We start from the raw sequence: 20,884 nt of genomic DNA, 5'->3' as shown, positions 1-20,884 counted from the left end.
TTGTAATCCTGGGCTGGTCTCATATTGTGAGTTTCATCAGACTTAACTTCCAGCGTCACAGGAGCGTGTCATGGGCCACAACATTGAAGTCAGAGACGGCAAGCATCAGTTCGCCTATGTCGGCGAAGATACCTGGCACGGGCTCGGCAAGCGCGTCCCCGCCGGCCTCTCGCCCGATCAGTTCTTGAAGGAATGCGGCCTCGACTGGCGGGTCGAAAAGCGCCCCGGCTATACCACCAACCGCAAGGGCGAGATGATCCCGACCGGCAAGTCCGCCCTTGTCCGCGACATCGACGATGCGGTTCTCGACGATGGTTTGACCGGGGGTTGGCAACCCTTCCAGAACGAAGACTGGTTCGACATCTTCCATGAGTTCGTCGAGCGCGGCGAGCTCGAAATGCACTCCGGCGGATCGCTGAAGGGCGGCCGTTCGGTCTTCGGTCTCGCTAAGTCCAAAGAGGGTTTCGAGCTCTTCAACGGCCGCGACGTCTACGAGAGCTATTGGCTCTTTCACAATCCGCACATGAAGGGCTACTCGGGCAATGCGCGCCACACCTCGACGCGGGTCGTGTGCGACAACACCCTGCAGGAAGCCTTGTCCGGCAGCTCGGTCGCAGCCATCGCCATCTGGCACAACCAGAAGTTCGACCCCGAGATCATCGCCGAGATGATCCGCCGCGAGCATCAGCGCAATGTCGAGCTCAAGGCCAAGGCCGAATTCCTGATCTCCAAGCGCTACGCCAAGGAGGACATCGTCGACTACTTCAAGGCCGTGTTCGATCTCGAGGATGCCAAGCCCAACAAGGATGGCTCCGAGCGCGTCGTTCCCACCATGCAGAAGCTTCTGAAGGCCGTTGACGAGCAGCCGGGCGCCGAGCTTGGCGAAGGTTCCTACTACCAGCTCTTCAACGCCGCCACCTACGCCGTCGACCACGTGATCGGCAAGACCAGCGAAAGCCGTCTCGCCAACTCCTGGTTCGGCAACGGCACCAACACCAAGAACAAGGCGCTGTCTTTCGCGCTCGATATGGCAGGCTGATCGTTAGCTCCGTGACGCCCTGCCTGCACCCGGCCCCAGCGAAAAAAAAGTTGGGGCCGGGTGATCTTTTTTTAAAGATCGACTATGCACGCCGCGCTGGTCTCATATTGTATGAAAGTCAAGTTAATACAGACGCTTACAACCACGGAGCAAACCAATGTCTGACCAGAAAGTACGCCAGATCGCCGTCTCGCAGATCGAACGCAACCCCGAGCAGCCGCGCACCGACTTCCCCGAGTCCTACATCGAGGAGCTCGCCACCTCCATCAAGCGCCACGGCCTCCTGCAGCCGATCATCGTACGGCCGATGCCGCACAAGATCGGCGAGGCCGGCCGCTACATGATCGTCGGCGGCGAATGCCGCTGGCTCGCCCACCAGAAGCTGGGCTGGGAGCACATCAAGTCGATCGTCGACACGACCACCGACGAACAGAACCTGCCGCTCCGCGCTATCATCGAGAACGTCCAGCGCCGCAACCTGTCGCCGATGGAAGAAGCTCACGCCTTCGGCAAGCTAATGCAGAACGGGATGACAGTCGCCGACGTGGTGCGCGAAATGGGCTTCAAGTCGCGCAACCGCGTCCAGGACCGGCTCAATCTGCTGACGCTGATCCTCGACGCCCAGGCGATGGTCGCCGAGGGGACGCTGTGCCCGTCGATGGCTTGCGAGCTGGGTCGCCTCGAAGCCAAGGATCAGGCAAAGATCCTGAAGCTCATCAAGGCCGGCAAGCTCAGGACGGCGGAAGAAGTCCGCGACGCCGTCGCCGCGATCCTCGAAGAGCACCGCCTCGACGAGGAAGGCGATCCCGACGACAGTCAGACGCGTCCCGAGCGGGTCAAGCCCGAGGCGACACCCGAAGCCGACGAAGATGACAGCCAGCTGGCGAAGATCCAGGCCGCCAACGCCGAGCTCAGCAGCATCGATATCGAGGCGCTGTGCGACGAGGAAGGCGCCCAGCAAGTCGCCGACGCGCTGAGCGTCATCCGCAATACCGTGGCGCGTCTGGAACGCGCTGCCAAGCGTCAGATCGCCCGCCAGGCGATCGACGACGCCGCCTAAGTTCCCGAGCAGGGCGTTCCCCCCACGCCCTGCCCTCCCCGGGGCCCGGCACCGACCCCCACGGTGCCGGGCATTTTTTTGTTAGCCAGAGGAGCCTCTCCATGATGACGTTGACCTTCGATGCAGCGCTCGTGAAGCAGCTGCGCCAGCACACAGTGGAAGCCACTGCGAACCGGGAAATGTATGGCGGGCGACACAAAGAGCCGGGCCTCTGGCTGGTTGGCGACACGGGTGTCTACCTGATGAGCAATGGCGACCCGATGCTGCCCGACCCGAAGCAGCCCAAGCGCAGCCTCGTCGCCTACGCCCATGAATGCAATCCGGAGACGATGGCGTTCGACGACTGGTGGGATGCCAAGCGCGCATCCTTTGGCGGCGATGACGGCGTCGAATTCGTGCCCCTTGCCAGCGTTCCCGAGGACGGCAACATCGTCATCGAGATCGGGCCCGATGCGCTCGTCATCCGCTCCGTCTAAACGCGCACTCGGCCAGCGATGTAATCATCAAGCAGCAAGGCGCGCCCGCAGCCAGTGACAAGCTACGCAACAGTCATTTTCAACCGGCCGGAAACAAAGTTGGGGCGCGGATGAATTTTTTGCGCCGCGACTATGCACGGGGCTTGGTTCATTTATTGTTTATTTATCAGATAGTTACGGAGCAAACAATCATGACCACTCTCGCACAGGCCCAAAGAATCCAGCACCGCGTCGCCCAGCACGCCGAGCTCATGCGCAAATTCATCGCCGACGGCATGGGGCGCGATGCTGCCAGCAAGAAGGCGCTCGACATCGTCACCGGCAAGGCGAATGCCGAGCACGACGCGGCCCGCGCCAAGGCCCAGGCGGTCTACGAAAGCCTGCAGAACCTCGTCTGCAATCTGTCGGATCGCTGGCGCGAGGAGCGCGAGTACGAAGACAGCAGCACCTACGCCGATCTCATCAAGTCGAAGCTGCCCGAGGGCATCATCTTCGATCAATTGACGCTGCGCCCCTTCGGCTTCAAGTTCAAGGTCGACACTTTCCGCTTCCACATCCAGGCGCCGGCCACGAAGTACGTCCTGAAGCCGATCGCGTAAGGAGGATCACGATGGACAAGTCGCAGGAGGAGAAGGACAGGGAGGCGGCAACAAAGAACAACGGTTGGGTAGCGCGCCCGCTCTGCCCGTTCTGCTCCGCGCCTTGGACCGACGGCATGATCGCAATCGAGGCGTGGTGCTCGGAAGGCTGCCCGACGTGTGGCCACGGCTCCGAAACTTCGGTCACCATCGAGATACATTGCGAGGCCTGCGAGCGCCTCATCTACACAAAGGAGACGAGGAAATAGCGCATCGCATCTGCCGCAGCTCCAGCACCCAGGCCCATCTTTTTGGGACCTGGGTTGATCTTTTTTTAACCTCTCGACTATGCACGGCGCGTGGCTCTTGTACGTTGTGAAAGTCAAGCTAGACTAGACTTTCACCGGAGCAGCGACCATGACCAACACGCTCAAGATCACCACCGCACGGGGCATCCCCTTCAATGTCGTCGCCCACCAGGACGACAAGGGCCACTGGCTCGTCGACTTCTACGACGACCGCTTCCATGGCCCCCACTTCCACCCGGAATTCGGCCAGTTCGTCTCCAGCTATTATGCCGATACGCTGACCAATGGCGACGACGCCCGCTATGGCCTTTGCCTGTGCGGCCATGAGAGCGACTGGACGCTCGACGCGGCAAGCTTTGCGCGCGTTCGCGCATTCCTCAACGCACCAGCCGAGGGTCCCGTCATCGAGCGCCAAGGCTCCTCCCCACTCGGCGCCTTCAACGTGGCGCTGCACCAGCATCTGACGCGTCTTGGCTATCGCCATCGCCGCGTCGACGCTCAGTTCGAAGATCGCGGCAACGGCGAGTCGGGGCCGATGATTTCCACCTTCCCCGCCTACGACGAATACAAAAGCTTCGACGAATATGTCTTTGCGACCGCCGAGGGCCGCATCGAAGTCGAGCCGCGCGATCAGCACTTCGAGGCATGGGTCGATCAGCAGCTTGGTGCAGCATGAGCATGCTTCCCCATCTCCAGCGCGACCATGATGAGCGCAAGGCGGCCGAGTATTTCCAGAAGATAATCGCCGAAGGCAAGGCGAAGGCTCTTCTGGATGAGCTCGACGTCTTCACGCAGCTGCTCAGTGAGCTGAATTGCACGATGGAAGATGACCCGGTGCGTGTCATGCGGCGCTGGAAGCACGCCGTGCAAAAAGCCGTCGAGACCTTACAGGACGTACAGCAGTCGAACTGAGGGAGAGCGGGATGTCGCCTGAAAAGAGGGCCATGAAGTGGCTGATCAGCCGGGACACCGGCGCCTCCTCCGAGGCGATCATGCAGCACATGATCGGCGGCGTTTCGAGCGGCGCCTTTCCGCTCGACCCGAGCGACCTTGGCCGCTGCCTCAGGCTTCTGAAGCGCGTGCCGGAATGGAGGCCCCGCATCGGCGAAATGAAGAAGTACGGCCGCATCTGGAAAGCGCTTGTGGAGCGATGGGACGATCTCGAGACTACCATGAAAAAAGAAGTCGGGATCGACTGGAAGAAAGGCGGTCGCGCGCCGCAAACCTACGCGCTCATGCAATCAATCATGCTTCAGCGGCGAGTCGCCGAATACAATGCACGCTATCGTGAGCAAAGACAGACAGCGAAGAAAAGGCCCGAAAAGCCGGCGAAGCGGGCGAGGAAAAAACGCGCTATGGAGACAGTGTGATGGCATCCTATTCGCAGGCGATCAGCTGGATCGCCGAAAATGACGAAGACGCGGAAACGGACCCCGAGGTCATCGCCTCGCTGATCTCAGTCATGATGGTCGCCGATCTCTGGGACAAGGAACCCGAGACGGTGGCGCGCGACGTGCTCAAGAAGCGCGCCGACAACGCTGACTATGCCTCGATGGTCTCGAGAACTTGATCCTTGGCGGCAATCGGCTTGTCCTGCTCGTAGTAGAAGCGCCGGTCGACCTCGTTGTTGGCTGTATCGCTACGGATGTAGACGACGGGCGCCGGCTCAAACTTTTCCGCCATCTTGTAGGTCATGATCACGCAGCGATCGCCGATCTCGCCGAGCCGCGCGCCGCCGCCGTTGAGCGAGAAGACGCCCTGCTCCGCTGGGATGGCGTACGTCGTCCAGCGCGCTCCGTTGGACAGATTGACGATGTCGACCTGTTCATAGGCCTCGATGCCGGCGAGCCCCATCAGTTTGGCGTCGATCGACACCGAGCCGTTGTAGTTCAGGCTCTTGTCGGTGACGCGGATGCGTTGAATTTTGCCGGCGACCCACATCTTCATGGGAAATGCTCTCCGTCTCGGTTGCGTTGACTGTCGACCGAGCTGGCACTTGTGCGGCCTTGGCGGTCGATTACTATTTGAAATGTCGAAACGAATTGCTTCGACCAAACGCAAGACGCGACGCACTGCGAACGAGAAGTCTCACTACCATAACCTGAAGAAAAGTCTAGCCGCCCTAGATTCTATTTGCACGCGACTGTCACCCGCCTGATACTGAAATCGGAGCCGCCCCATGGAGCTTTTGAAGACCCTGTCGATCGGAGAACTCAACAAGCTGCATGCGGAGTGCCTGGCCTGGGCGAAACAGAACCCACGGAGGACACCGAGGCCCAATCGTCTGCCACGCCATACACTGACCCGCGCCCATAACATCGACGCGGACATCATCGAGATCGAAGCCGAATTGGCAACCCGCGTTCAGCGTCGAAAATCGCGCCGGGTTGCAAAGCACAGCGAGGCGAAAGCCTTCGCTTAGGGTCTCCACCGAGGTTTGGTCACCTCTGGTGTCGAGTGGCGGGAAGCATTCTGCTCCGGGTGCTTCCCGCCTTCTATTTGGAGGGAGGGAAGATGTTCGATATTGGCCAGCGCATCCTCTGCATCGATTCCACCAGCGTGCTCGGCGACGAAGATCCCGTCGCCCGTCTTAATGGTCTGACGGCGGGCGAGGTCTATCACGTGCGCGACTGCTCGCCCGTCGGCATCGACCCGGAGACCTTGGAGATCGCCAATGGCGTCGTACTGCTGAACGAAGTCCGGCTGCCGATGTCGCAACATGGCGAGCCGGCCTTCTGCGCACAGCGTTTCCGCCCACTCGATGATCCGGGCCTTGAAGTATTCCGCGCTGCCGCCCGTGATAAAATTCGCGAAACAGATGATGCCTGACGGAGCAAGGCCAGATGCCGTATACCTCTTCCATCCACCCGATGATCTGCAAAGCCGATGCCTTTGCAGCCGGCGCTCACGCCGGTGTCAGGCAGAAGCGCAAATACACCGGCGAGCCCTACATCGTGCATCCGCGCGAGGTCGCCGATATCGTTAGCGAAGTGACGAGCAATCCCTATATCGTCGCGGCCGCATTGCTGCATGACGTGCTTGAGGACACCGGCGTCACCAAAGCTGATCTTGAGGCGGAGTTCGGCGGTATCATTGCGAACCTTGTCGATCAAGTGACGGATGTCTCGAAGCCGGAAGATGGCAACCGCGCTGCACGCAAACTCAAGGATCGCGTGCACCTGTCGCTGGCTTCTGAGGAAGCTCAGACCATCAAGCTCGCCGACCTGATCTCAAACACGCGCACCATCGTCGCGCACGATGGCGACTTTGCTGCAACCTACATGCTGGAAAAACGCCAGCTGCTGGTGGTGCTTGGCAAGGGTAACGTCAAGTTGTGGCAGGACGCGAACGCTTTGGTCGAGGCCTATTTTGCAACTCAGGAGATGGTGGGAAGCTGATGCCGAAATTTCGCGTCTATCGCTACTACGTCGGCTGCCGCGTCTACGAGATCGAGGCGAATTCTGCTGACGCCGCTGCGCATTCCAATAGCGGCGTCTTTCTGCACGAAGCTAACGACCCGAACGAAAATCCGTTCTTCACGGAAATTTTCGCCAGCATCGACGACGACGAGCCTCTCCTCATTATCGACGAGGCGGCCTCCAACTTCTGGCGCAACAGCGCCTACCCTTATCCTGATCCCGAGGAGGCAAGCGGATGAAGATCCTCTCCAACGACGAGCTCCTCGAGATCATGCAGCAGCTCGACATCGACGGCTATGACAAATGTCTGGCGATCATCGAGCGCGTCGGCCAGGTGATGGCCAAGCGGATCGCCGCCAAGTTGGGTGTCGGCCACGGCGTCACCGACTTCCAAGGCGCGGCTGTTGCCGGCACCTGCACGCCGTTCTGGCCGCTGACCAAGGAGCAGGAGAAGAACATCCCCTGGCCGCTCGCCGATTACGACGAGGGTGGGGAATGGGAAATGCTCGACGAAGAAGCGCTGCAGCGGATGCGCGCTTACGAACCGCGCCGCGATGGCGACTACCGTCGCTCGGACCCACCGGAGAACTAGCCCGTGCTGAAGCTCAGCAACATCCCGCAGGCGAATAAATTGGTGCGCGAACTCGAGCGTGGCAGCGAAGCCTATGCGTTCGTCTGCGACCTTGGCAATTGGGAAAGCTGGTCGAGCCGAACACCTCTCTCCGCCTTTACGCATGGCGATCTTCTCATCGTCCAAGAGTTTGCGGCGTGGGTGCTCTCCAAGCGGATCGATCATACGCGACGCGTGCTTCACGAGCTCGGCGTCGATGCGAGCGCCGGGGCAGCGGCTTCCAATGACGCGGAAGCCTGCATCAGAGCGCTCAAGACGCACCTCGGGCGCGACAATTTTCGAGAGCTCTATAACGCCATGCACGTCGTGGCGTTGGAGGATGATGCAGCAAAGGAGAACGCATGACACTCTACTACGTGCAGGCCGATGACGACGACGGCAACTCGCTCGACCTCTTCGTTCGTCAGGACGACGGCGGCAACTATAATCGCGAGGCCGTGCTCAAGTACTGGCGCGACTACTGGAACACCAATGCCGAAGGCGGCATCGATCAGGGCGACGATGCCAGCATCGCCGACGACGAGTTCCCGACGCGCGTGTTCTCGGTCAACGAGACAACGATAGGCGTGCTCAAATGGGATGATCCCTCGGGCGCCAAGGTTGTCGACGAGCTGGAGAACGCATGACCTGGGAGCAAATCCAGATCGCTGTCGTCGTTGGTGTAGGCCTCATCGGGGCCTGCGCCTTCCAGGGCTACCTCATTCTCTCGACACAAAAGATGCTCGAGCAAAAACTCGGCCGCAAGCTGACAACCGTGGAACTCATGTTGATCGCGACGCGACCGACCGATGCCGCGCTCATCGCCTTGATCCTCGATGGCAAGAGCGATCGTTGACGACAGAAGAATCGGCTTTGCAGCGGGTTCCGTTTCGCATAAAGTAAAGGTGTGCTAGACTTTATGGGATGCCCCAGCGGCAAGCACGCTGAGATTTCAACGGAGCGAACGGAGCAAACAATGAGCGGAGCCCTTTCCTACTACGCCGATGATCAACTTGCCGTCCTGCGCGAAGAGCGCCTGACCAGCCTCCATGACCTCAGGCATCGCCAGGGCCGTCCGTCTGGCGATCGCCGTCGCCTCGCCCAAGACTTGCAGGGCGAGATCCACCTCATCGATTTCGAGTTGTCTTTTCGCAAGACACTCTCGAAGGCGCAGAACCTCCGGGGCCGCGCGTGAGACTTTCCAACAAGGTTTTGCGTCTGGAAAGTCTCATATAATTTAACTTCTGCGGGCCTTTCTCTCATCCTGTCGCCCGCAGGATTGCTGGGTGGGCCATGGCTTCGTGCCCACCCAGCGCTCTAACGTCGCCGTCAGAGGATTGTCGATCATGCTTGATGAGCCAACGCCCTGTCTCCTCCCTTCGTCGACGGTCCACGGACTCGAATGGTCGAAGGAGGCGAATGCGCTTGAGCGGCAAGAGCTGATTTCGGATGAAGACCTGGCCGAAAGCTTCGAGCGCTTGCTGCGCGTCGCAGAAAAGTTGCACGGGACCGGACCTTATGCCGATGCGGGTCCCATTCCGCATCGGAAATTCGATCTCAGCCAATGGGGTACTTATCGGGGTCGGTATGAGCACCCCCTCTTGCCGGTCGCGCAGTTCATCGCGCGTTTGAATGATGCAGAGACCGATTGCGGCACCACTGCTTGCGCCTGTGGCTGGGCGATGACCGATCCTTGGTTCAACGAACGCGGTCTCACAATCCGCACCTACGATCGGAATATCGTTGGCGTTATCGCGCCCGGAGCAGACCTGAGGGAGCCTTCGTGGCTTACGATCGCGAAATTTTTCCACATCAGCGACAAGCGTGCCGAGGAGCTGTTTCAGCCGGAAGCCTATGATCCGAATGAGGCTACGCCGACAATGGTCGGCAATCGCATCCTCACCTTCCTGATGAGCGCGCGTTTCGATCCGGTGCGCAAGATCGCACTGCCGCCGCTCGCCAAGCCGCCGAGCTGACCGACCCCATTCCCCGAGCACTCGGACGCGTGACTGCGGAGTCGGCGCGCGCCCTTTTGCGACCTGAAGCGTAAAAGTCAACCACAAAAGGAACATCCGCATGACACTTGGAAATGGTACTGCCGCGCTCGTCGAGCAGGCAAAAAAGGACGTGCTCAACGGCCGCAATAAGATTGCGAAGTCGAAGGTTGGCATCCCCAAAAAGGCGCTGAACGAGGATGGCACCATCAACTGGCAGCACCTCGAGCCTGAGATCGTCCGCCAGGGCAAGCAGATCATTCTGCCCGGCGATCCAGCCGACATGCCGATCGACGATGCCATCAACGCGCTCATCGCTCGCAAGGCGGAAGAAGAAGAGATGATGGCCGTCCAGGAGGTCATCGACGCCTATCCGCTGGATGGCGCCGTGGCCTTCATGATGGCCATGAAAACGATCTACGGCTGGGCCTCGCCGGTGCCGGAGATGACGTGGTTCGGTCCGATCCCGCCGCGCATGATCACCGTCGATGTCGGTCCGAAGCCCGAGGATAAGATCCAGATCCCGTGGGGTCAGTTCAAGGTGCCCGGCATCGAGAACCCCATCAAAACGATCCAGATCAACACCAACAAAGGTCCGGCGTTCGCGGTCATTGGCGAGCTTCGCAAGAAGGAAAGCCATGTCCTCAAGGAGCTCGCGGATCTCGCCCGCGACATCGCCGCCGAGCATTCGATCTACCGTGGCAGGGCGATCCGCTTGGCCACCGATGACAACGGCATGCTCAACGTCGAGATCCCGCCGACCTTCATCGATGTCGAACACGTCAATCCCGACAACTTGATCATGTCGGAAGTCACCGGCCGCTTGATCGACGTCAACGTCTTCACGCTCCTGCGCAAAACTCAGCAGTGTGTGAAGGCGGGCATTCCGCTCAAGCGCGGCGTGTTGCTGTGGGGCAAGTACGGCACCGGCAAGACCCTGACGAGCTTGGTGACAGCCAAGTACGGCACCGATAACGCGTGGACGTTCATCACCCTCGACAAGCCGCAGAGCCTCAAGCAAGCCCTTGAATTTGCGAAGAGATATGAACCGTGCGTCGTCTTCGCCGAAGACATCGACAGGATCACCGGAACGCGGGATGAGCCGGCGAACGATCTCCTCAACACGCTCGACGGCATTCTCTCCAAGAACTCGAAGACGATGGTCGTCCTGACCACCAACGAGATCGAGACGATCCACCCGGCAATGCTTCGCCCGGGTCGCCTCGATGCGGTGATCGAGGTGACGCCGCCCGATGCGAAGGCGGCCGAGCGCCTCGTTCGTCTCTACTCTCACGGGCTGCTCGCCATCAACGAGGACCTCTCCGAACTCGGTAACGTCATGTCGGGTTGGACGGCGGCGGTCATCCGCGAGGCGGTCGAACGCGCCAAGCTCGCGATGATCTCGCGGGGTGGTGATGAGCTCCTCGAAAGCGATCTCATCGCCGCCGCTCTGACGATGGACGGTCACCGCAAGCTTCTGGAGGGTCCAGCCGAGAAGGAACCGACGGCCGCAGAAGCCGTCGGCACCGCGCTTCAAAAGATGATCAAGGAAGCATTGGCGGGCGGCATCGAGATCGACGATGTCAAGGAGCTTGTTGAAGAAGAAGCGCAGGCGACGCGGGATACCGTGCACAGTCGCGCCAACGAGACCAACGACAAGGTCGTCGGTATTGGTGGGATGGCGCGGGAGATCTCCGATCGCACCAAGAAGATCGTCAATCAGACCGAGCCGACGATGCGGAATGTGCGTCGCATCGCGGAAGATCGCGACCTCGAAATCGACTGAGACCGACTACCGCCGGCATGTCATGCGGATGCGTGCCGGCGGCGGCCTGGGGCGAGTTCCGGCGCCCCAGGCCTTCTCGTGTGCCTTGCGGGGCTGCGTTGTGTCCCTGAAGTCAAGTGATACGATACTTTTGCATCATTGATAGCCTAACGGAGCCAAAGCCATGACTGCCTTGCCGCCACGTCCCGACTACGCGAACGCCACGCGCGCAGAGTTGCTCGAGGTCGTCGACCAAGCCCATAACGCGATCGAAAAAATCAACGACTGGGTCGAGCGCGTCAAAACCGCCCCTAACGGCATCGCCACCGTCCATCATGTTGATGAAAAGTGGGCGTTCCTCGCCATGGGCAGCGGCCTGATCCGAATTCCAAAGCCGGAGTTCGAGGTGAAATCCGGGCAGATGGTGGTCTGCAACAGCGAGACCATGGCCATCATCGAGATCGCCGAGATCGACGCCACCGGCGAAACTTGCACCGTTCAGCGCCTCCTCGACGACAAGACGGTCGCTGTCACCGGCGCCGGCATGCCTGGCGAGCGCTCGGTCCGCAAAGGCAGCATCGCGGTCGAAGAAGCCGACACTGTCATCCTTGATCGCACCGGCTCGGTCATCGTCGCCAAAGTGGCGAAGCCGCACCGCGCCGTGAAGCCCGCCAAGCGCATCTCATTCGATGGTCTCGGCGGCATGGCGGAGACCAAGGCGCAGCTCCGCGAGGCGATCGAGTTCCCGCACACTCAGCCCGAGCTCTTCGCCTTCTACGGCAAGGAGCCGCCAGCAGGCATTCTGCTCTGGGGGCCGCCAGGCTGCGGCAAGACCATGCTCGGCAAAGCGATCGCCACGGCACTCGCCGACATCTACGCCAAGAAGGGCGTCATCGATGATGCGGCGCTGCAGTCGGCCTTCATCTACGTCAAGGCGACCGAGCTCCTCGACAAATTCGTCGGCGAGAGCGAAGCGAAAATCCGCGCGCTGTTCGTCCGCGCCAAGAAGCACAAAATGAAGTTCGGCTTTCCGGCGATCATCTTTATCGACGAGGCCGATGCCATTCTCGGCCGGCGCGGCGACAATAACCTGAACCCGCTCGACAAGACCATCGTGCCGGCTTTCCTCACAGAAATGGACGGCCTCGAGGACAAGACGGCGACAGTGGTGCTTGCCACCAACCGCCCCGACACGCTCGATCCGGCGATCGTCCGCGATGGCCGTATCGACATCAAGATCAAGGTCCAGCGCCCCGATGAAGCAGCATTTGCCGACATCATGGCCCTGGCCTTGAACAAATGCCCGCTGCAGAAGGGCCTCAAAGCCAAGACGCTCGCCGCCAAGCTGGCGATGAACTTCTTCTCGCCGCAGCACGTGCTCGCGACCACCAAGCGCACCGGCCGCGCCGTCGATGTACCGTTTTCGGCGCTGGCGTCGGGAGCGATTGCGGTCGGCATCATCCAGGCCGGCATCGCCAATGCGCTGCATCGCGATCTCGAGGCCAAGACGAAAACGGGCGCCTGCGAAGACGACTTCATTCGCGCCATCGAAGCCTCGCTGGCGTCCAACGCGCAGCTCTCCAACACCGATGCCATCAACGACTGGCTCGCCGAACAGACGGCGACGCCGAAGTTGATGGCGGCAGAGTAGGAGAGCGAACCCATGAGGGTGCTGAAGCTGCTGTTTCTCGCCCTCATCGCTGCCATGTGGTGGGCACATCAGAGCGGTTACGATGGCATTTCGGCCATGCTTGTTGGCGTCGCGGGATATGTTGCTGGCACCCATGACGTGCTCGAACGATTGGCCAAGTAAGGAGAGACCAATGGCACGGCAGATTGGTGAGCGCGTCGGCGTGATCCTCGGTGGCGGCGGCGGCAAGGTCGTCAAGTTCGTCGGCTACGGCGTCTATGCCGGCGATGAGATACCGCCACAACATATCGCGGGTTTCAACTTCGGTGTCCCTAACCCGAAGCTCGTCATGGACGATGGTCAGGTGTGCTGGGGGTGCGAGACCTGGTGGGGCTCTGAGGTCTCGGTGCGCAAGCAGATCGAAGAGTATGAGACCTCCGGCTACGACGTCCAGCTCGTCAATATGGATGAAGAGCGGGCGCGGATCCGAAATTAGCACGACAGCCCAAAGGAGATGGCATTGGATAACTGGCGCAGCGTCAAAACCGAGCCGCCACCTATGGATGGTTCTTACATCCTTTTCGGCCGCGATAGTGAGCGGTGGATTTGGGATAGCGCTCCGGTATGCGTCGGTTACTGGCACAAGTTTCAAGATGTGCCGGGGTTTGAGGCCTCGTGCAACGGTGGAAGAATTATTCTGGAAGACTGGCCGCTGTGGCAACCGCTGCCTGACAGGCCGCGCAAGAGATAGTGTTCATATGAAAGGAACGTCGGAATGGAACAACGCAGAAAACCTGGTGTCCCCGCCTTTGGCGGCGGCGGCTTCGACTTCAAACCGAAGGCGGCGGCATCGGTGCTGACGAGCGCGCCGACCGACGCACTGGGACAGGTCCGCGAGCGCGTCAGCAAGGCGCCGCAACCGAAAAAGGCTCCCACCAACGCCGATCTGATGGTCTCGGTCTGTCCGTGCGGGCGGATGAGCTGCAAGAAGGGCCCGCGCCACATGGTGCCGGCCGCGCAGGCGCTGCCCTAATCGGAGGGGCGTGACTCGGCCGACGGGATTGCGCTAAAGTCTCATATTGCTTGACTGTTGCGAGGGAAACATGGGCCTCAGGGCGTTGACGACACCGAATGCCGAGGGCGACACCACCATCGTCTGGGAAGCCGAGAACGATGACGCCATGCTGCCGATCATCGAGAAGAAGATGAAGGAGGGCGTCACCTTCTTCATCCTCGAGCCGCGCCTCGAAGGCCGCGCCATGCCGGCCAAGGTGAAGGTCACCGCCATTGACCAGGTGAAGGACAAGCGCGCCGTCGTCATTCCGGACGAAGACTTGGCGGCCTTCGTATCGGCCGGCAAGGGCGCCGCCATTCCGACGCCCGACACGAAGGCGCGTGCCGTTCGCCGCGCCAAGAGCCCACGCGAGGTCGTGCAGAATGAAAGCATTGCGGCGCGGCCGATTGCAGGTGGCTGATGACAACGGGCGCTATCATTGTCGTGACCGTTATCGCCACACTCATCGGTGAGTGGTTCCTTGGCCTGGCCTGGATCTGGGTGCGGCACAAGTTTCGCGACCCAGCCCGTGAAGCCTTCGAGGAAGAGGACGGTTTTGATGGCGGACGCTGACCTGATCTCGCAACCGGCTGATCTCGATACCGAGCTTCAAGCTGTGCAGGCCCTCCTTGATCAGCACAAGAAATTCCAAGCGCAAATGCGCTTGCTCAAGTCGCGGAACTCCGTGCACGTCAACATGCTGGTCGGCAACATTGCCGTACCGACGCTACGGCAGATGCTGCATGTCTACGGCAATGGTGCGCTCGAGGCGATCAACACTGTGCTGGCGATGGTTGAGCACGGCAACCGAAGCGAAGAGGGAGTGACTGCGGCCGAGAAAATCAGAGCTCTCCTCAACGCAACCCAGGGGCCTTCCGCCCCATGACCGTCGTCGCGCCCTATGGTCTGCCGGTCGCGGGCTCGCAGTTGCCGCCGGACGTGCAATACATTCTCGATTGCTCGCTGGAAGAGACCGAGCTCGATATGGGATCGCACATCACGCTGTCGATCTTCGGCAACCGCACGCGGCTCAAAGCCATCGTCGACACCGACTACGGCAACGCCGGCGTCTATCGCGGCCAGAGGAAGCCGCTGATGGCGGCGCTGATCGATTACGCCGATGAACTCATCGCTCAGCTCAAGCCCGAATGGCAGGGCGCGCTGATCTACGCCTCGATGACGGCGTTTCAGCATCAGCTCAAGGGTTTTGCGGTCTACTTCGCGACCACCGCCATTTCCGACGCGCTCGAGGGCGGCTCGCGTAAGAGCTGGAAGCGCTTTCGGCGTGGCCAGACCAAGGTCAGCCGCGATCCCCTCATCGGCAATTCTCCAATGACGGCGAAAATCCGCCGCCGCCTCTACTCGCCGGCTTTCATCCGCCGCACCGCCAAACGCCACGAAGAGATCGGGCAGCTCCGCAATCTTTGGCAGCGCATCGCCAGGCGCTGCCCTCTCGTCCCGTCGGAGCTGATCGTCGAACGCTATGACTTGTTCGACAAGGCAATGGACGAGCAACGCTTAGCGTATCGCTCGCTGGTCGGCCGGGCCATTCAGCAGATCAACACCGATTTGCGCGGTCCGAGCAGGACCGCCCGGCACGTTCAGCGCCAGCTCGAACGACGCCGACGCCGTGTCCTCAAAAAGACCATTCGCCTCGCCGAAAGCGTGCTCGAGACCGATGAGGTGCGCGCCTTCGTCAAGGGCGAGCCGGTGACGATCTCCGGCCCCAACGTGCGTTTCGTCATCCGCAACAAACGCGACCCGCTCTGGCTCGGCCATGGTGGCCTCGAGGTCCATGCCGAGAACCACCATCAAGAAAAGCTCGCCGACATGTGCGTCTATATCGACGAAACGCCGGCGCTCGAACAGTGCGCGCTCCTCAAGATGTATATGGGCGATGGCGAAGGCGAGTTCGAAATTCTGAAAACCGCCAATCTCTCCAACATCACCACGATCGGCTACAAACATCCCGAAATTGAAAAGCGCTATCGCGAGATCGCCTCGGCGATCCCCGATGATCTCATCGCCGGCGTCACCGCGCTCGACAATGCCATCTGGGAATACCGGCGGGCGCGTAACCAGGCCTATTTCGACGACACCCAGCACATCTGGCGGGAAGCCGTGGAGGTGGCTGTCTACGGCAGGGCGATCTCCGACCGCGCGACGCCATCCGGGCGCTTCCGCAACATCGCCCATATCCTCTGTGGCGGCAAGCCGACGCCACCCGACATGACGGCAAGCGAAGTCTCGTGCGTGAGGGACGATGAAGGACAACACGAACGATGGGCGGCCTAAGCGCCGCGTTACTGACGAGACGTATCTTGGCGATACCGTAACCGCCGACAAGATTGCGGCGGCACGCCGCCTTGCGCGTCGCGGTCAGTCGCTCCTGGCAACGCCCGCGATCGCGGCGCCAAACCTCAGGGCGCAAACGCTCGCATTTCTCAGAAATGCCGACCTCGCCGAGCTCCTCGCCTTCGTGTCATCCGGCAAGGCTCCGTATAAAATGAAGACGATGGCGTGGAACCTCGAGGCCCGCCGCAAGGCTCTTTTAAAGCAGCTGGAACGATCGGAGTGACCGGACATGACCATTGCCTCAGTACGTGAGCAGATCAAGGATGAGATACGCCAACGCCAGCATGAAGCGCCGCTCGACGAGCGGCTCGATACACCGGAAGGTCAGGAGCTGCTGACGTTCATGCGCGAGATCATGGATAACGCCGTCAAGATCGTTGAGGGCAACGACGAGGCGCAGGGTTTCATGTTTGCACCTGGCACCGACGACAAGAAGGGCGTCATCATCCCGCTGCGCTGGAAAGACAACGAAGAAAAAATGCAGATGCTGACGATGGCGCGGCTCATCCTGCTCGCCAATGGCTCGACGCACTACGTTCATATCACCGAAGCCTGGGGCTGCCGCGAGGAGCACTACGACCCTGAGATCCGCAACGCCGACAACCCGTATCGCGTCGAGATATTGATGTGCGTCGGCGTCAGTCGCAACTTTAAGATCGCCATCCAGAAAGAACTCTTTGTCGACGCGAACGGCGATCGCGCTACCCGCGACGCCGACTGGCTCGGAAAACGCCAAGCGAAGGGCGACAAGTATCCGGACGTCTTGGAGACCGGCGGGCTGTTGACCGAGCTCTTGCCGCCTGAGGGCCTGACGTTGCCAGAGGAGGTCGGCCAAAAACTGCTCGCAGCGTTCCAGCCGATCGACATCAGCAAGAAATTTGCGAACTGATTTGTCCTGTTCATAAAGTCTCGGGAAACTAGACTTTATATGTTGCGTCGCCTGCCATGGTGATACGATTGTTTGCGTACGATCTCGATGTTTGAGAGCGATGAGGACCATGGCGATGAGCAAATCGACGGGCAAGACGGGTGAGACTTCCCTCAACGACCTCAGGCGCGAGGCGGCCGAACTGATGCGCGGCTACCACCGCCGGTCGCTCGAGCGCCTCTTGCCCAACCTCGACCGCGACTGCTTCCTCGAGCCGTTCGCCGATGTGCTCGTCAGCCGCCGCGATGCCGTCGCCAACAGCGAGCTTCTCATCAGACGGCTTGAGCAGCTGTCGCCGGCGCCCCTCGAGACGCTGAAACTCGAACGCCGCATTCTCGATCTGCAGGTTCGGGTGCTGGCCTTTCTTGAAGTAGACAACCGCAGAAAGGCCGTCGCATGAGCGCCTTCACATTCGATGTCAAATTTTTCGCGCACTTCACCGTGCAAGCGGCGACCTCCGACGAGGCGGAAAAACTCCTCAATGAACGGCTCGGCTATTTGCGGCTCGAATTCGCCGCCGACGTCAATGCCGACAATCGCATTGAGGCTGGCGGCGCGGAGCCGGACGGCGAGCACGATCTCGTTGAGATCGACGGAGAGATGACATGACGATGAACTTCCACGCCTTTGTCGCCCGCATCTGCGCCGACGGCATGACAGCGGCGCGCCGGGACTACAAGGCGCCAAAGGACGCCCTGAAGCTCAAGGGCGCGCTCGATGGTTTCGAGCGCTGCCTCAAGGCCAACAATCCGGACGACCTCGGCAAGTTGCTCGATGCCGCCACTTACCAGACGCACGAGGCGCGCAAGAGCCGGGACGGAAATTATTGGGCGCTCCGCTGCGCCGAACTCGAGATCGAATGGGTGGCGAACGTCGTCTCGGCCGCCCTGCTCAATCAGGGCATAGCGCCGATCCGCTCGCATTTGCCAACGGCGCGGGCGATGGAAAAGGCGGCTGAAATCCTCGGCATCAAGGGCAGTCCAGTCCATGGTTGAAGCGATCACTGTGCGCACGGTTGCCTCGATCCTCGCCGGCGTCGATGCCGAGGCGATCGTTACGGCTCTGGGCGAGCTCTACGATAAGCAGGATGGCGAGGAGTACCGCGAGACGATCGCGCGACTGAGAGCGATGACACCGAAGCCGACGGTGATGGGCTGCCGCCTCGCCCGTACCTTCTCGCTCGATGAGCCGCCGCTGCCGACAGTCGATGTCTATGGCGTCCGTCCCGGCGACGCGCTGCACTATGCGATCGAGTTCGAGCCGTGGGCGGAGTGGTTGATGATGGATGTCCATGTCGAGCCGCCGCTGGAGCTCAGCGACGCCGAGATCATCGCCAACATTCTCTACGAGATGACGTTCTGCGGCTTTGAGGAAAGCGAGATCACCGAGCGCATAGATGAAATCAAGGATGCCGCCGAAGAGGCGTTCGCCGCGATCGACAAACTCAATGACGAAGGGTCAGAGACATGAGTTACGGCACGCCAGGACCAAAGGACAAGGACGCCTGTATGGCTGCCCCGAGGCACGGTTACGACGTCTACGGCGACGCCATCACGTTCTACCCATGCCGAGTGCGAAGCTTTCACCCTGAGGATATCAAGAACCGATACTGCGCGCTGTGCAAGCGGTTCCTAGACGATGTTATCGCAGACGAAAAGAGGAGAGCCCAATGATCGGAAATCCAGTCCCCTTCGACCCAACGCCGCGCTTTGATCTGAGCCGGCGCGGGGCCGCCATCACCGCGCAAGCGCTGAAAAAAGCCGTCAACGACGAGCTCTTCGATGATCCAGAGGACGAGGTCGAAGCGGTTCGTCTCGCGCTGATGTATAGGGCCATCGCCTTGCGGCCAGGCTGAAATCGCCGCAATGGTTTCACGAGATTTACTTTTTTTGACCCTGATTTGGAACCGATCCCGGGGTAGGCTGTTTTTCAGACACCCCCCGTGAGAGTGAGCGGGATGCATAAAGAGTGAGTGGCATCCCGTGCGTATCGTGTGTGCGTACAGTGAGTGGCGTAGCGTATCAGTTTGCGTATCAGGACCTTTCGGCTCCGAGTTTCGCCGGCGACTTTTGTGTCGCGTAATCCGCCGGCAGCTCTCGCGAAGGCCCGTCGTTTGTATTGCGTCGCGTACCGAGTCGGTGAGCTAGCGTCGAGATAAACTTACTGAGTGACCCCCTAAAAAGCGCCAGGACCCCGCTCCTCGGCGCTTTTTTCTTGCGCGCTTTTCGGTGCGACTTACTTGAAGCGGCCGGGATTGAAGGCGCGGGAATTGCCATTGCGCTTCGGCTTCTGTTCACCGGCAAAAATGCTGCCGACCTCATCGAAGAGATCGTCGACAACGGCGGCGATCGCCTGCGTCTTGTCGGCTTCCGTCATGAATTGGACGCCGCAGCGCTTGGCGATCTTCAGCGCCGTCTCGATCGCCGACGCCATCGGCACCATGATGGTGTCGGCCTTCTCGGGATCGGGATGTAGAAGACCCTGCCGGCGAGCAACATCGAGCATGGCATGCAACACGCGCTGCGGCGGCCCGCTCGATGTCGACCAGCCCTCAAAGCCCAAGTGCGAGGTGAGCAGGCAATGGCGGTTCATCAGCCGAAGCTGATCCTCCGGCGCTTTCGAGACACCGATGCGCACGGGTCCTTCGACGGGACCGGCAATGAAGAGGGCCCTAAAGGCGAATAGGCCCTTCTTCTCCCCGGTCTGCTCCGCCTCCTTCATGCGCTTTTGCGTTATATGTGTCGAGGTCGTCTTTGAGGGACGGCCCCGAGATCTCCGATCGCCGGGCGGCGCGACGGGCGGCTTCGAGTGCGTGCTGGATTGCGGCATTGAAGACCTGGAGGATGACGTCTTTATAGCGACGGTGGACGGCTTGCTTGGAAATGTTCAAACGCGACGCGATGAAGCTCGGACCATAGCCTGAGGCCATCCAGCCGAGCAGCTGGATTTGCTTTTTTGTCAACGGATCTCTGTAGGATAGAATGCGCGGCTGCGGCCGCTCGAGGCCGTCGTTGACGAAGACCGGCACGCCTCTCAGCCACTCGAGCGCTGTCAGGCAATCGGAATTGTCGCGCGGTGTCGCGCGAAACTGCGTGGCGCGCTTTTCCATGTCGGTGCGCTCATCGCGGGAATTCCAGTTCCAGGCAAGATCCGTCCAATCCTGCGTGAAGCTCGGCCAGACGGCGCGTAGACCACCGCGAAACTTGGCATCGGGATCGGGGGCGGCACGGATCGTCTGCAGGGCGCGTAGCACCCGCCACTCGACATCCTCGATGGTGACGAAATTGGCGATCAGCCAGTCCTGTGACGGCAGCGCGTAGTTGGCGCGCGGGACCGGCGCTTCGAAATTGCGCGCCATCACCGCAACGATGGCTGCGTCCTTGGAGTCAAACGACAGGCCTTGCGCATCATGCATGGCCTTGATGGCGCCGAGCACGACGCGCAGCGTTGACTGCGCCTGTCCCGCTTCGGCGCGATCGCTCAGGAACTTCGCAACCATCTTGGGCTCCGCCGGCAGCGGGGCGATACCAGATACTTCGGCGAACTCCTGCCACAGGCGCCACTGCTGGCGATATTTGCGTTCGGTGCCGGAACTGATCTCGTTGACGATAGACATAAAGGTCCCTCCAAACGCGCGGAGGCATCCCTCTGCGCGAAGCATTCGCGAC

At 60.7% G+C, this 20,884-nt stretch carries 38 protein-coding genes; 35 read left to right on the top strand and 3 right to left on the bottom strand.

All coding sequences use genetic code 11. The features are described 5' to 3' along the window. Nucleotides 1-70 precede the first annotated feature (70 nt). The 9 genes from K2Q04_RS16895 (at nucleotide 71) to K2Q04_RS16855 (ending at nucleotide 5,031) form a co-directional block, all read left to right on the top strand. A complete protein-coding gene (locus tag K2Q04_RS16895) occupies nucleotides 71-1,039 on the top strand; it encodes a DUF932 domain-containing protein (RefSeq protein ID WP_291165868.1) in 969 nt (322 codons plus the stop codon). 157 nt (nucleotides 1,040-1,196) lie between these two features. Continuing rightward, entirely contained in the window at nucleotides 1,197-2,099 is a 903-nt protein-coding gene (locus tag K2Q04_RS16890; protein ID WP_291165867.1) for a ParB/RepB/Spo0J family partition protein, read from the top strand. A 101-nt stretch (nucleotides 2,100-2,200) separates the two neighbouring features. After that, entirely contained in the window at nucleotides 2,201-2,575 is a 375-nt protein-coding gene (locus K2Q04_RS16885; RefSeq protein WP_291165866.1) for a DUF3085 domain-containing protein, read from the top strand. A gap of 191 nt (nucleotides 2,576-2,766) precedes the next feature. Further along, nucleotides 2,767-3,174 (top strand): hypothetical protein, encoded by a 408-nt coding sequence (locus K2Q04_RS16880; RefSeq protein ID WP_291165865.1) that lies wholly within the window; start codon nucleotides 2,767-2,769, stop codon nucleotides 3,172-3,174. Nucleotides 3,175-3,185: 11 nt separating this feature from the next. Continuing rightward, complete coding sequence (locus K2Q04_RS16875; protein ID WP_291165864.1) at nucleotides 3,186-3,422, top strand: hypothetical protein; 237 nt, start codon at nucleotides 3,186-3,188, stop codon at nucleotides 3,420-3,422. A gap of 148 nt (nucleotides 3,423-3,570) precedes the next feature. Beyond that, nucleotides 3,571-4,137, top strand: a complete 567-nt coding sequence (locus K2Q04_RS16870) for a hypothetical protein (protein ID WP_291165863.1) — start codon at nucleotides 3,571-3,573, stop codon at nucleotides 4,135-4,137. Then, nucleotides 4,134-4,373, top strand: a complete 240-nt coding sequence (locus tag K2Q04_RS16865) for a hypothetical protein (protein WP_291165862.1) — start codon at nucleotides 4,134-4,136, stop codon at nucleotides 4,371-4,373. Before K2Q04_RS16870 ends, K2Q04_RS16865 begins: the two co-directional genes overlap by 4 nt. 11 nt (nucleotides 4,374-4,384) lie before the next feature. Further along, entirely contained in the window at nucleotides 4,385-4,831 is a 447-nt protein-coding gene (locus K2Q04_RS16860) for a hypothetical protein (protein ID WP_291165861.1), read from the top strand. Next, the gene (locus K2Q04_RS16855; RefSeq protein ID WP_291165860.1) at nucleotides 4,831-5,031 is read left to right on the top strand and encodes a hypothetical protein; all 201 of its coding nucleotides are present in this window, start codon (nucleotides 4,831-4,833) and stop codon (nucleotides 5,029-5,031) included. The genes K2Q04_RS16860 and K2Q04_RS16855 overlap by 1 nt, the downstream gene beginning before the upstream one ends. Here the strand turns inward: K2Q04_RS16855 and K2Q04_RS16850 are convergent. Next, nucleotides 5,004-5,408 carry an aspartate 1-decarboxylase gene (locus tag K2Q04_RS16850; RefSeq protein ID WP_291165859.1) on the bottom strand — a complete coding sequence of 135 codons (405 nt, stop codon included), beginning with the start codon at nucleotides 5,406-5,408 and terminating at the stop codon, nucleotides 5,004-5,006. The genes K2Q04_RS16855 and K2Q04_RS16850 overlap by 28 nt on opposite strands. A gap of 232 nt (nucleotides 5,409-5,640) precedes the next feature. Between K2Q04_RS16850 and K2Q04_RS16845 the strand changes: the two genes are divergently transcribed. The 26 genes from K2Q04_RS16845 (at nucleotide 5,641) to K2Q04_RS16720 (ending at nucleotide 19,071) form a co-directional block, all read left to right on the top strand. Further along, a complete protein-coding gene (locus K2Q04_RS16845; RefSeq protein ID WP_291165858.1) occupies nucleotides 5,641-5,883 on the top strand; it encodes a hypothetical protein in 243 nt (80 codons plus the stop codon). A gap of 92 nt (nucleotides 5,884-5,975) precedes the next feature. Continuing rightward, on the top strand, nucleotides 5,976-6,290 hold the full coding sequence (locus tag K2Q04_RS16840; protein ID WP_291165857.1) for a hypothetical protein: 315 nt from the start codon (nucleotides 5,976-5,978) through the stop codon (nucleotides 6,288-6,290). A gap of 14 nt (nucleotides 6,291-6,304) precedes the next feature. Further along, entirely contained in the window at nucleotides 6,305-6,859 is a 555-nt protein-coding gene (locus K2Q04_RS16835) for an HD domain-containing protein (protein WP_291165856.1), read from the top strand. After that, complete coding sequence (locus K2Q04_RS16830) at nucleotides 6,859-7,119, top strand: hypothetical protein (protein ID WP_291165855.1); 261 nt, start codon at nucleotides 6,859-6,861, stop codon at nucleotides 7,117-7,119. Before K2Q04_RS16835 ends, K2Q04_RS16830 begins: the two co-directional genes overlap by 1 nt. After that, entirely contained in the window at nucleotides 7,116-7,472 is a 357-nt protein-coding gene (locus K2Q04_RS16825; protein WP_291165854.1) for a hypothetical protein, read from the top strand. Before K2Q04_RS16830 ends, K2Q04_RS16825 begins: the two co-directional genes overlap by 4 nt. Nucleotides 7,473-7,475: 3 nt before the next feature. Further along, the gene (locus tag K2Q04_RS16820; RefSeq protein WP_291165853.1) at nucleotides 7,476-7,856 is read left to right on the top strand and encodes a hypothetical protein; all 381 of its coding nucleotides are present in this window, start codon (nucleotides 7,476-7,478) and stop codon (nucleotides 7,854-7,856) included. Beyond that, entirely contained in the window at nucleotides 7,853-8,137 is a 285-nt protein-coding gene (locus tag K2Q04_RS16815; protein WP_291165852.1) for a hypothetical protein, read from the top strand. The genes K2Q04_RS16820 and K2Q04_RS16815 overlap by 4 nt, the downstream gene beginning before the upstream one ends. Beyond that, complete coding sequence (locus K2Q04_RS16810; RefSeq protein ID WP_291165851.1) at nucleotides 8,134-8,346, top strand: hypothetical protein; 213 nt, start codon at nucleotides 8,134-8,136, stop codon at nucleotides 8,344-8,346. Before K2Q04_RS16815 ends, K2Q04_RS16810 begins: the two co-directional genes overlap by 4 nt. Before the next feature lie 120 nt (nucleotides 8,347-8,466). Then, a complete protein-coding gene (locus K2Q04_RS16805; protein WP_291165850.1) occupies nucleotides 8,467-8,685 on the top strand; it encodes a hypothetical protein in 219 nt (72 codons plus the stop codon). A 151-nt stretch (nucleotides 8,686-8,836) separates the two neighbouring features. After that, the gene (locus tag K2Q04_RS16800; RefSeq protein ID WP_291165849.1) at nucleotides 8,837-9,466 is read left to right on the top strand and encodes a hypothetical protein; all 630 of its coding nucleotides are present in this window, start codon (nucleotides 8,837-8,839) and stop codon (nucleotides 9,464-9,466) included. Nucleotides 9,467-9,566: 100 nt separating this feature from the next. After that, nucleotides 9,567-11,270: an ATP-binding protein gene (locus tag K2Q04_RS16795; RefSeq protein WP_291165848.1), complete on the top strand. Its 1,704-nt coding sequence runs from the start codon at nucleotides 9,567-9,569 to the stop codon at nucleotides 11,268-11,270. 163 nt (nucleotides 11,271-11,433) lie between these two features. Then, nucleotides 11,434-12,900 (top strand): AAA family ATPase, encoded by a 1,467-nt coding sequence (locus K2Q04_RS16790; protein ID WP_291165847.1) that lies wholly within the window; start codon nucleotides 11,434-11,436, stop codon nucleotides 12,898-12,900. Nucleotides 12,901-12,912: 12 nt separating this feature from the next. After that, the gene (locus K2Q04_RS16785) at nucleotides 12,913-13,062 is read left to right on the top strand and encodes a hypothetical protein (RefSeq protein ID WP_291165846.1); all 150 of its coding nucleotides are present in this window, start codon (nucleotides 12,913-12,915) and stop codon (nucleotides 13,060-13,062) included. 10 nt (nucleotides 13,063-13,072) lie between these two features. Beyond that, complete coding sequence (locus tag K2Q04_RS16780) at nucleotides 13,073-13,375, top strand: hypothetical protein (protein WP_291165845.1); 303 nt, start codon at nucleotides 13,073-13,075, stop codon at nucleotides 13,373-13,375. A 279-nt stretch (nucleotides 13,376-13,654) separates the two neighbouring features. After that, complete coding sequence (locus K2Q04_RS16775; protein ID WP_291165844.1) at nucleotides 13,655-13,912, top strand: hypothetical protein; 258 nt, start codon at nucleotides 13,655-13,657, stop codon at nucleotides 13,910-13,912. A gap of 70 nt (nucleotides 13,913-13,982) precedes the next feature. Further along, nucleotides 13,983-14,354 carry a hypothetical protein gene (locus tag K2Q04_RS16770; RefSeq protein WP_291165843.1) on the top strand — a complete coding sequence of 124 codons (372 nt, stop codon included), beginning with the start codon at nucleotides 13,983-13,985 and terminating at the stop codon, nucleotides 14,352-14,354. After that, nucleotides 14,354-14,506, top strand: coding sequence for a hypothetical protein (locus K2Q04_RS16765; RefSeq protein ID WP_291165842.1), 153 nt, complete (start codon nucleotides 14,354-14,356; stop codon nucleotides 14,504-14,506). The genes K2Q04_RS16770 and K2Q04_RS16765 overlap by 1 nt, the downstream gene beginning before the upstream one ends. After that, nucleotides 14,493-14,819, top strand: a complete 327-nt coding sequence (locus K2Q04_RS16760; RefSeq protein ID WP_291165841.1) for a hypothetical protein — start codon at nucleotides 14,493-14,495, stop codon at nucleotides 14,817-14,819. Before K2Q04_RS16765 ends, K2Q04_RS16760 begins: the two co-directional genes overlap by 14 nt. After that, nucleotides 14,816-16,228, top strand: a complete 1,413-nt coding sequence (locus K2Q04_RS16755; protein WP_291165840.1) for a hypothetical protein — start codon at nucleotides 14,816-14,818, stop codon at nucleotides 16,226-16,228. Before K2Q04_RS16760 ends, K2Q04_RS16755 begins: the two co-directional genes overlap by 4 nt. Continuing rightward, nucleotides 16,197-16,511: a hypothetical protein gene (locus K2Q04_RS16750; protein WP_291165839.1), complete on the top strand. Its 315-nt coding sequence runs from the start codon at nucleotides 16,197-16,199 to the stop codon at nucleotides 16,509-16,511. Before K2Q04_RS16755 ends, K2Q04_RS16750 begins: the two co-directional genes overlap by 32 nt. 6 nt (nucleotides 16,512-16,517) lie before the next feature. After that, nucleotides 16,518-17,177, top strand: coding sequence for a hypothetical protein (locus tag K2Q04_RS16745; protein WP_291165838.1), 660 nt, complete (start codon nucleotides 16,518-16,520; stop codon nucleotides 17,175-17,177). A gap of 115 nt (nucleotides 17,178-17,292) precedes the next feature. Beyond that, complete coding sequence (locus tag K2Q04_RS16740; RefSeq protein WP_291165837.1) at nucleotides 17,293-17,616, top strand: hypothetical protein; 324 nt, start codon at nucleotides 17,293-17,295, stop codon at nucleotides 17,614-17,616. Next, nucleotides 17,613-17,825: a hypothetical protein gene (locus K2Q04_RS16735; RefSeq protein WP_291165836.1), complete on the top strand. Its 213-nt coding sequence runs from the start codon at nucleotides 17,613-17,615 to the stop codon at nucleotides 17,823-17,825. The genes K2Q04_RS16740 and K2Q04_RS16735 overlap by 4 nt, the downstream gene beginning before the upstream one ends. Continuing rightward, entirely contained in the window at nucleotides 17,822-18,211 is a 390-nt protein-coding gene (locus K2Q04_RS16730) for a hypothetical protein (protein ID WP_291165835.1), read from the top strand. The genes K2Q04_RS16735 and K2Q04_RS16730 overlap by 4 nt, the downstream gene beginning before the upstream one ends. After that, entirely contained in the window at nucleotides 18,204-18,686 is a 483-nt protein-coding gene (locus K2Q04_RS16725; RefSeq protein ID WP_291165834.1) for a DUF6557 family protein, read from the top strand. The genes K2Q04_RS16730 and K2Q04_RS16725 overlap by 8 nt, the downstream gene beginning before the upstream one ends. Nucleotides 18,687-18,885: 199 nt before the next feature. Continuing rightward, nucleotides 18,886-19,071 (top strand): hypothetical protein, encoded by a 186-nt coding sequence (locus tag K2Q04_RS16720; RefSeq protein WP_291165833.1) that lies wholly within the window; start codon nucleotides 18,886-18,888, stop codon nucleotides 19,069-19,071. Between the two features lie 380 nt (nucleotides 19,072-19,451). Here K2Q04_RS16720 and K2Q04_RS16715 read toward each other — a convergent pair whose 3' ends face one another. Continuing rightward, nucleotides 19,452-19,937 (bottom strand): hypothetical protein, encoded by a 486-nt coding sequence (locus tag K2Q04_RS16715; RefSeq protein ID WP_291165832.1) that lies wholly within the window; start codon nucleotides 19,935-19,937, stop codon nucleotides 19,452-19,454. Then, on the bottom strand, nucleotides 19,888-20,832 hold the full coding sequence (locus tag K2Q04_RS16710) for a site-specific integrase (RefSeq protein WP_291165831.1): 945 nt from the start codon (nucleotides 20,830-20,832) through the stop codon (nucleotides 19,888-19,890). Before K2Q04_RS16710 ends, K2Q04_RS16715 begins: the two co-directional genes overlap by 50 nt. Between the last annotated feature and the right edge of the window lie 52 nt (nucleotides 20,833-20,884).

This window comes from Hyphomicrobium sp. (genome assembly GCF_019753045.1).
GTDB lineage: Bacteria > Pseudomonadota > Alphaproteobacteria > Rhizobiales > Hyphomicrobiaceae > Hyphomicrobium_B.
This window is presented reverse-complemented; position numbering and strand designations above follow the sequence as displayed.

What these genes read in the sequence shown, in the direction of transcription:
- K2Q04_RS16815 (WP_291165852.1), top strand. Translation starts at nt 7,853, where the DNA reads ATGACACTCTACTACGTGCAGGCCGATGACGACGACGGCAACTCGCTC.
- K2Q04_RS16785 (WP_291165846.1), top strand. Translation starts at nt 12,913, where the DNA reads ATGAGGGTGCTGAAGCTGCTGTTTCTCGCCCTCATCGCTGCCATGTGG.
- K2Q04_RS16765 (WP_291165842.1), top strand. Translation starts at nt 14,354, where the DNA reads ATGACAACGGGCGCTATCATTGTCGTGACCGTTATCGCCACACTCATC.
- K2Q04_RS16800 (WP_291165849.1), top strand. Translation starts at nt 8,837, where the DNA reads ATGCTTGATGAGCCAACGCCCTGTCTCCTCCCTTCGTCGACGGTCCAC.
- K2Q04_RS16725 (WP_291165834.1), top strand. Translation starts at nt 18,204, where the DNA reads ATGGTTGAAGCGATCACTGTGCGCACGGTTGCCTCGATCCTCGCCGGC.
- K2Q04_RS16740 (WP_291165837.1), top strand. Translation starts at nt 17,293, where the DNA reads ATGAGCAAATCGACGGGCAAGACGGGTGAGACTTCCCTCAACGACCTC.
- K2Q04_RS16750 (WP_291165839.1), top strand. Translation starts at nt 16,197, where the DNA reads ATGAAGGACAACACGAACGATGGGCGGCCTAAGCGCCGCGTTACTGAC.
- K2Q04_RS16835 (WP_291165856.1), top strand. Translation starts at nt 6,305, where the DNA reads ATGCCGTATACCTCTTCCATCCACCCGATGATCTGCAAAGCCGATGCC.
- K2Q04_RS16845 (WP_291165858.1), top strand. Translation starts at nt 5,641, where the DNA reads ATGGAGCTTTTGAAGACCCTGTCGATCGGAGAACTCAACAAGCTGCAT.
- K2Q04_RS16860 (WP_291165861.1), top strand. Translation starts at nt 4,385, where the DNA reads ATGTCGCCTGAAAAGAGGGCCATGAAGTGGCTGATCAGCCGGGACACC.
- K2Q04_RS16745 (WP_291165838.1), top strand. Translation starts at nt 16,518, where the DNA reads ATGACCATTGCCTCAGTACGTGAGCAGATCAAGGATGAGATACGCCAA.
- K2Q04_RS16805 (WP_291165850.1), top strand. Translation starts at nt 8,467, where the DNA reads ATGAGCGGAGCCCTTTCCTACTACGCCGATGATCAACTTGCCGTCCTG.
- K2Q04_RS16715 (WP_291165832.1), bottom strand. Translation starts at nt 19,937, where the DNA reads ATGAAGGAGGCGGAGCAGACCGGGGAGAAGAAGGGCCTATTCGCCTTT.
- K2Q04_RS16710 (WP_291165831.1), bottom strand. Translation starts at nt 20,832, where the DNA reads ATGTCTATCGTCAACGAGATCAGTTCCGGCACCGAACGCAAATATCGC.
- K2Q04_RS16840 (WP_291165857.1), top strand. Translation starts at nt 5,976, where the DNA reads ATGTTCGATATTGGCCAGCGCATCCTCTGCATCGATTCCACCAGCGTG.
- K2Q04_RS16890 (WP_291165867.1), top strand. Translation starts at nt 1,197, where the DNA reads ATGTCTGACCAGAAAGTACGCCAGATCGCCGTCTCGCAGATCGAACGC.
- K2Q04_RS16830 (WP_291165855.1), top strand. Translation starts at nt 6,859, where the DNA reads ATGCCGAAATTTCGCGTCTATCGCTACTACGTCGGCTGCCGCGTCTAC.
- K2Q04_RS16720 (WP_291165833.1), top strand. Translation starts at nt 18,886, where the DNA reads ATGATCGGAAATCCAGTCCCCTTCGACCCAACGCCGCGCTTTGATCTG.
- K2Q04_RS16790 (WP_291165847.1), top strand. Translation starts at nt 11,434, where the DNA reads ATGACTGCCTTGCCGCCACGTCCCGACTACGCGAACGCCACGCGCGCA.
- K2Q04_RS16760 (WP_291165841.1), top strand. Translation starts at nt 14,493, where the DNA reads ATGGCGGACGCTGACCTGATCTCGCAACCGGCTGATCTCGATACCGAG.
- K2Q04_RS16780 (WP_291165845.1), top strand. Translation starts at nt 13,073, where the DNA reads ATGGCACGGCAGATTGGTGAGCGCGTCGGCGTGATCCTCGGTGGCGGC.
- K2Q04_RS16810 (WP_291165851.1), top strand. Translation starts at nt 8,134, where the DNA reads ATGACCTGGGAGCAAATCCAGATCGCTGTCGTCGTTGGTGTAGGCCTC.
- K2Q04_RS16895 (WP_291165868.1), top strand. Translation starts at nt 71, where the DNA reads ATGGGCCACAACATTGAAGTCAGAGACGGCAAGCATCAGTTCGCCTAT.
- K2Q04_RS16880 (WP_291165865.1), top strand. Translation starts at nt 2,767, where the DNA reads ATGACCACTCTCGCACAGGCCCAAAGAATCCAGCACCGCGTCGCCCAG.
- K2Q04_RS16770 (WP_291165843.1), top strand. Translation starts at nt 13,983, where the DNA reads ATGGGCCTCAGGGCGTTGACGACACCGAATGCCGAGGGCGACACCACC.
- K2Q04_RS16730 (WP_291165835.1), top strand. Translation starts at nt 17,822, where the DNA reads ATGACGATGAACTTCCACGCCTTTGTCGCCCGCATCTGCGCCGACGGC.
- K2Q04_RS16865 (WP_291165862.1), top strand. Translation starts at nt 4,134, where the DNA reads ATGAGCATGCTTCCCCATCTCCAGCGCGACCATGATGAGCGCAAGGCG.
- K2Q04_RS16775 (WP_291165844.1), top strand. Translation starts at nt 13,655, where the DNA reads ATGGAACAACGCAGAAAACCTGGTGTCCCCGCCTTTGGCGGCGGCGGC.
- K2Q04_RS16825 (WP_291165854.1), top strand. Translation starts at nt 7,116, where the DNA reads ATGAAGATCCTCTCCAACGACGAGCTCCTCGAGATCATGCAGCAGCTC.
- K2Q04_RS16795 (WP_291165848.1), top strand. Translation starts at nt 9,567, where the DNA reads ATGACACTTGGAAATGGTACTGCCGCGCTCGTCGAGCAGGCAAAAAAG.
- K2Q04_RS16855 (WP_291165860.1), top strand. Translation starts at nt 4,831, where the DNA reads ATGGCATCCTATTCGCAGGCGATCAGCTGGATCGCCGAAAATGACGAA.
- K2Q04_RS16885 (WP_291165866.1), top strand. Translation starts at nt 2,201, where the DNA reads ATGATGACGTTGACCTTCGATGCAGCGCTCGTGAAGCAGCTGCGCCAG.
- K2Q04_RS16755 (WP_291165840.1), top strand. Translation starts at nt 14,816, where the DNA reads ATGACCGTCGTCGCGCCCTATGGTCTGCCGGTCGCGGGCTCGCAGTTG.
- K2Q04_RS16735 (WP_291165836.1), top strand. Translation starts at nt 17,613, where the DNA reads ATGAGCGCCTTCACATTCGATGTCAAATTTTTCGCGCACTTCACCGTG.
- K2Q04_RS16850 (WP_291165859.1), bottom strand. Translation starts at nt 5,408, where the DNA reads ATGAAGATGTGGGTCGCCGGCAAAATTCAACGCATCCGCGTCACCGAC.
- K2Q04_RS16870 (WP_291165863.1), top strand. Translation starts at nt 3,571, where the DNA reads ATGACCAACACGCTCAAGATCACCACCGCACGGGGCATCCCCTTCAAT.
- K2Q04_RS16875 (WP_291165864.1), top strand. Translation starts at nt 3,186, where the DNA reads ATGGACAAGTCGCAGGAGGAGAAGGACAGGGAGGCGGCAACAAAGAAC.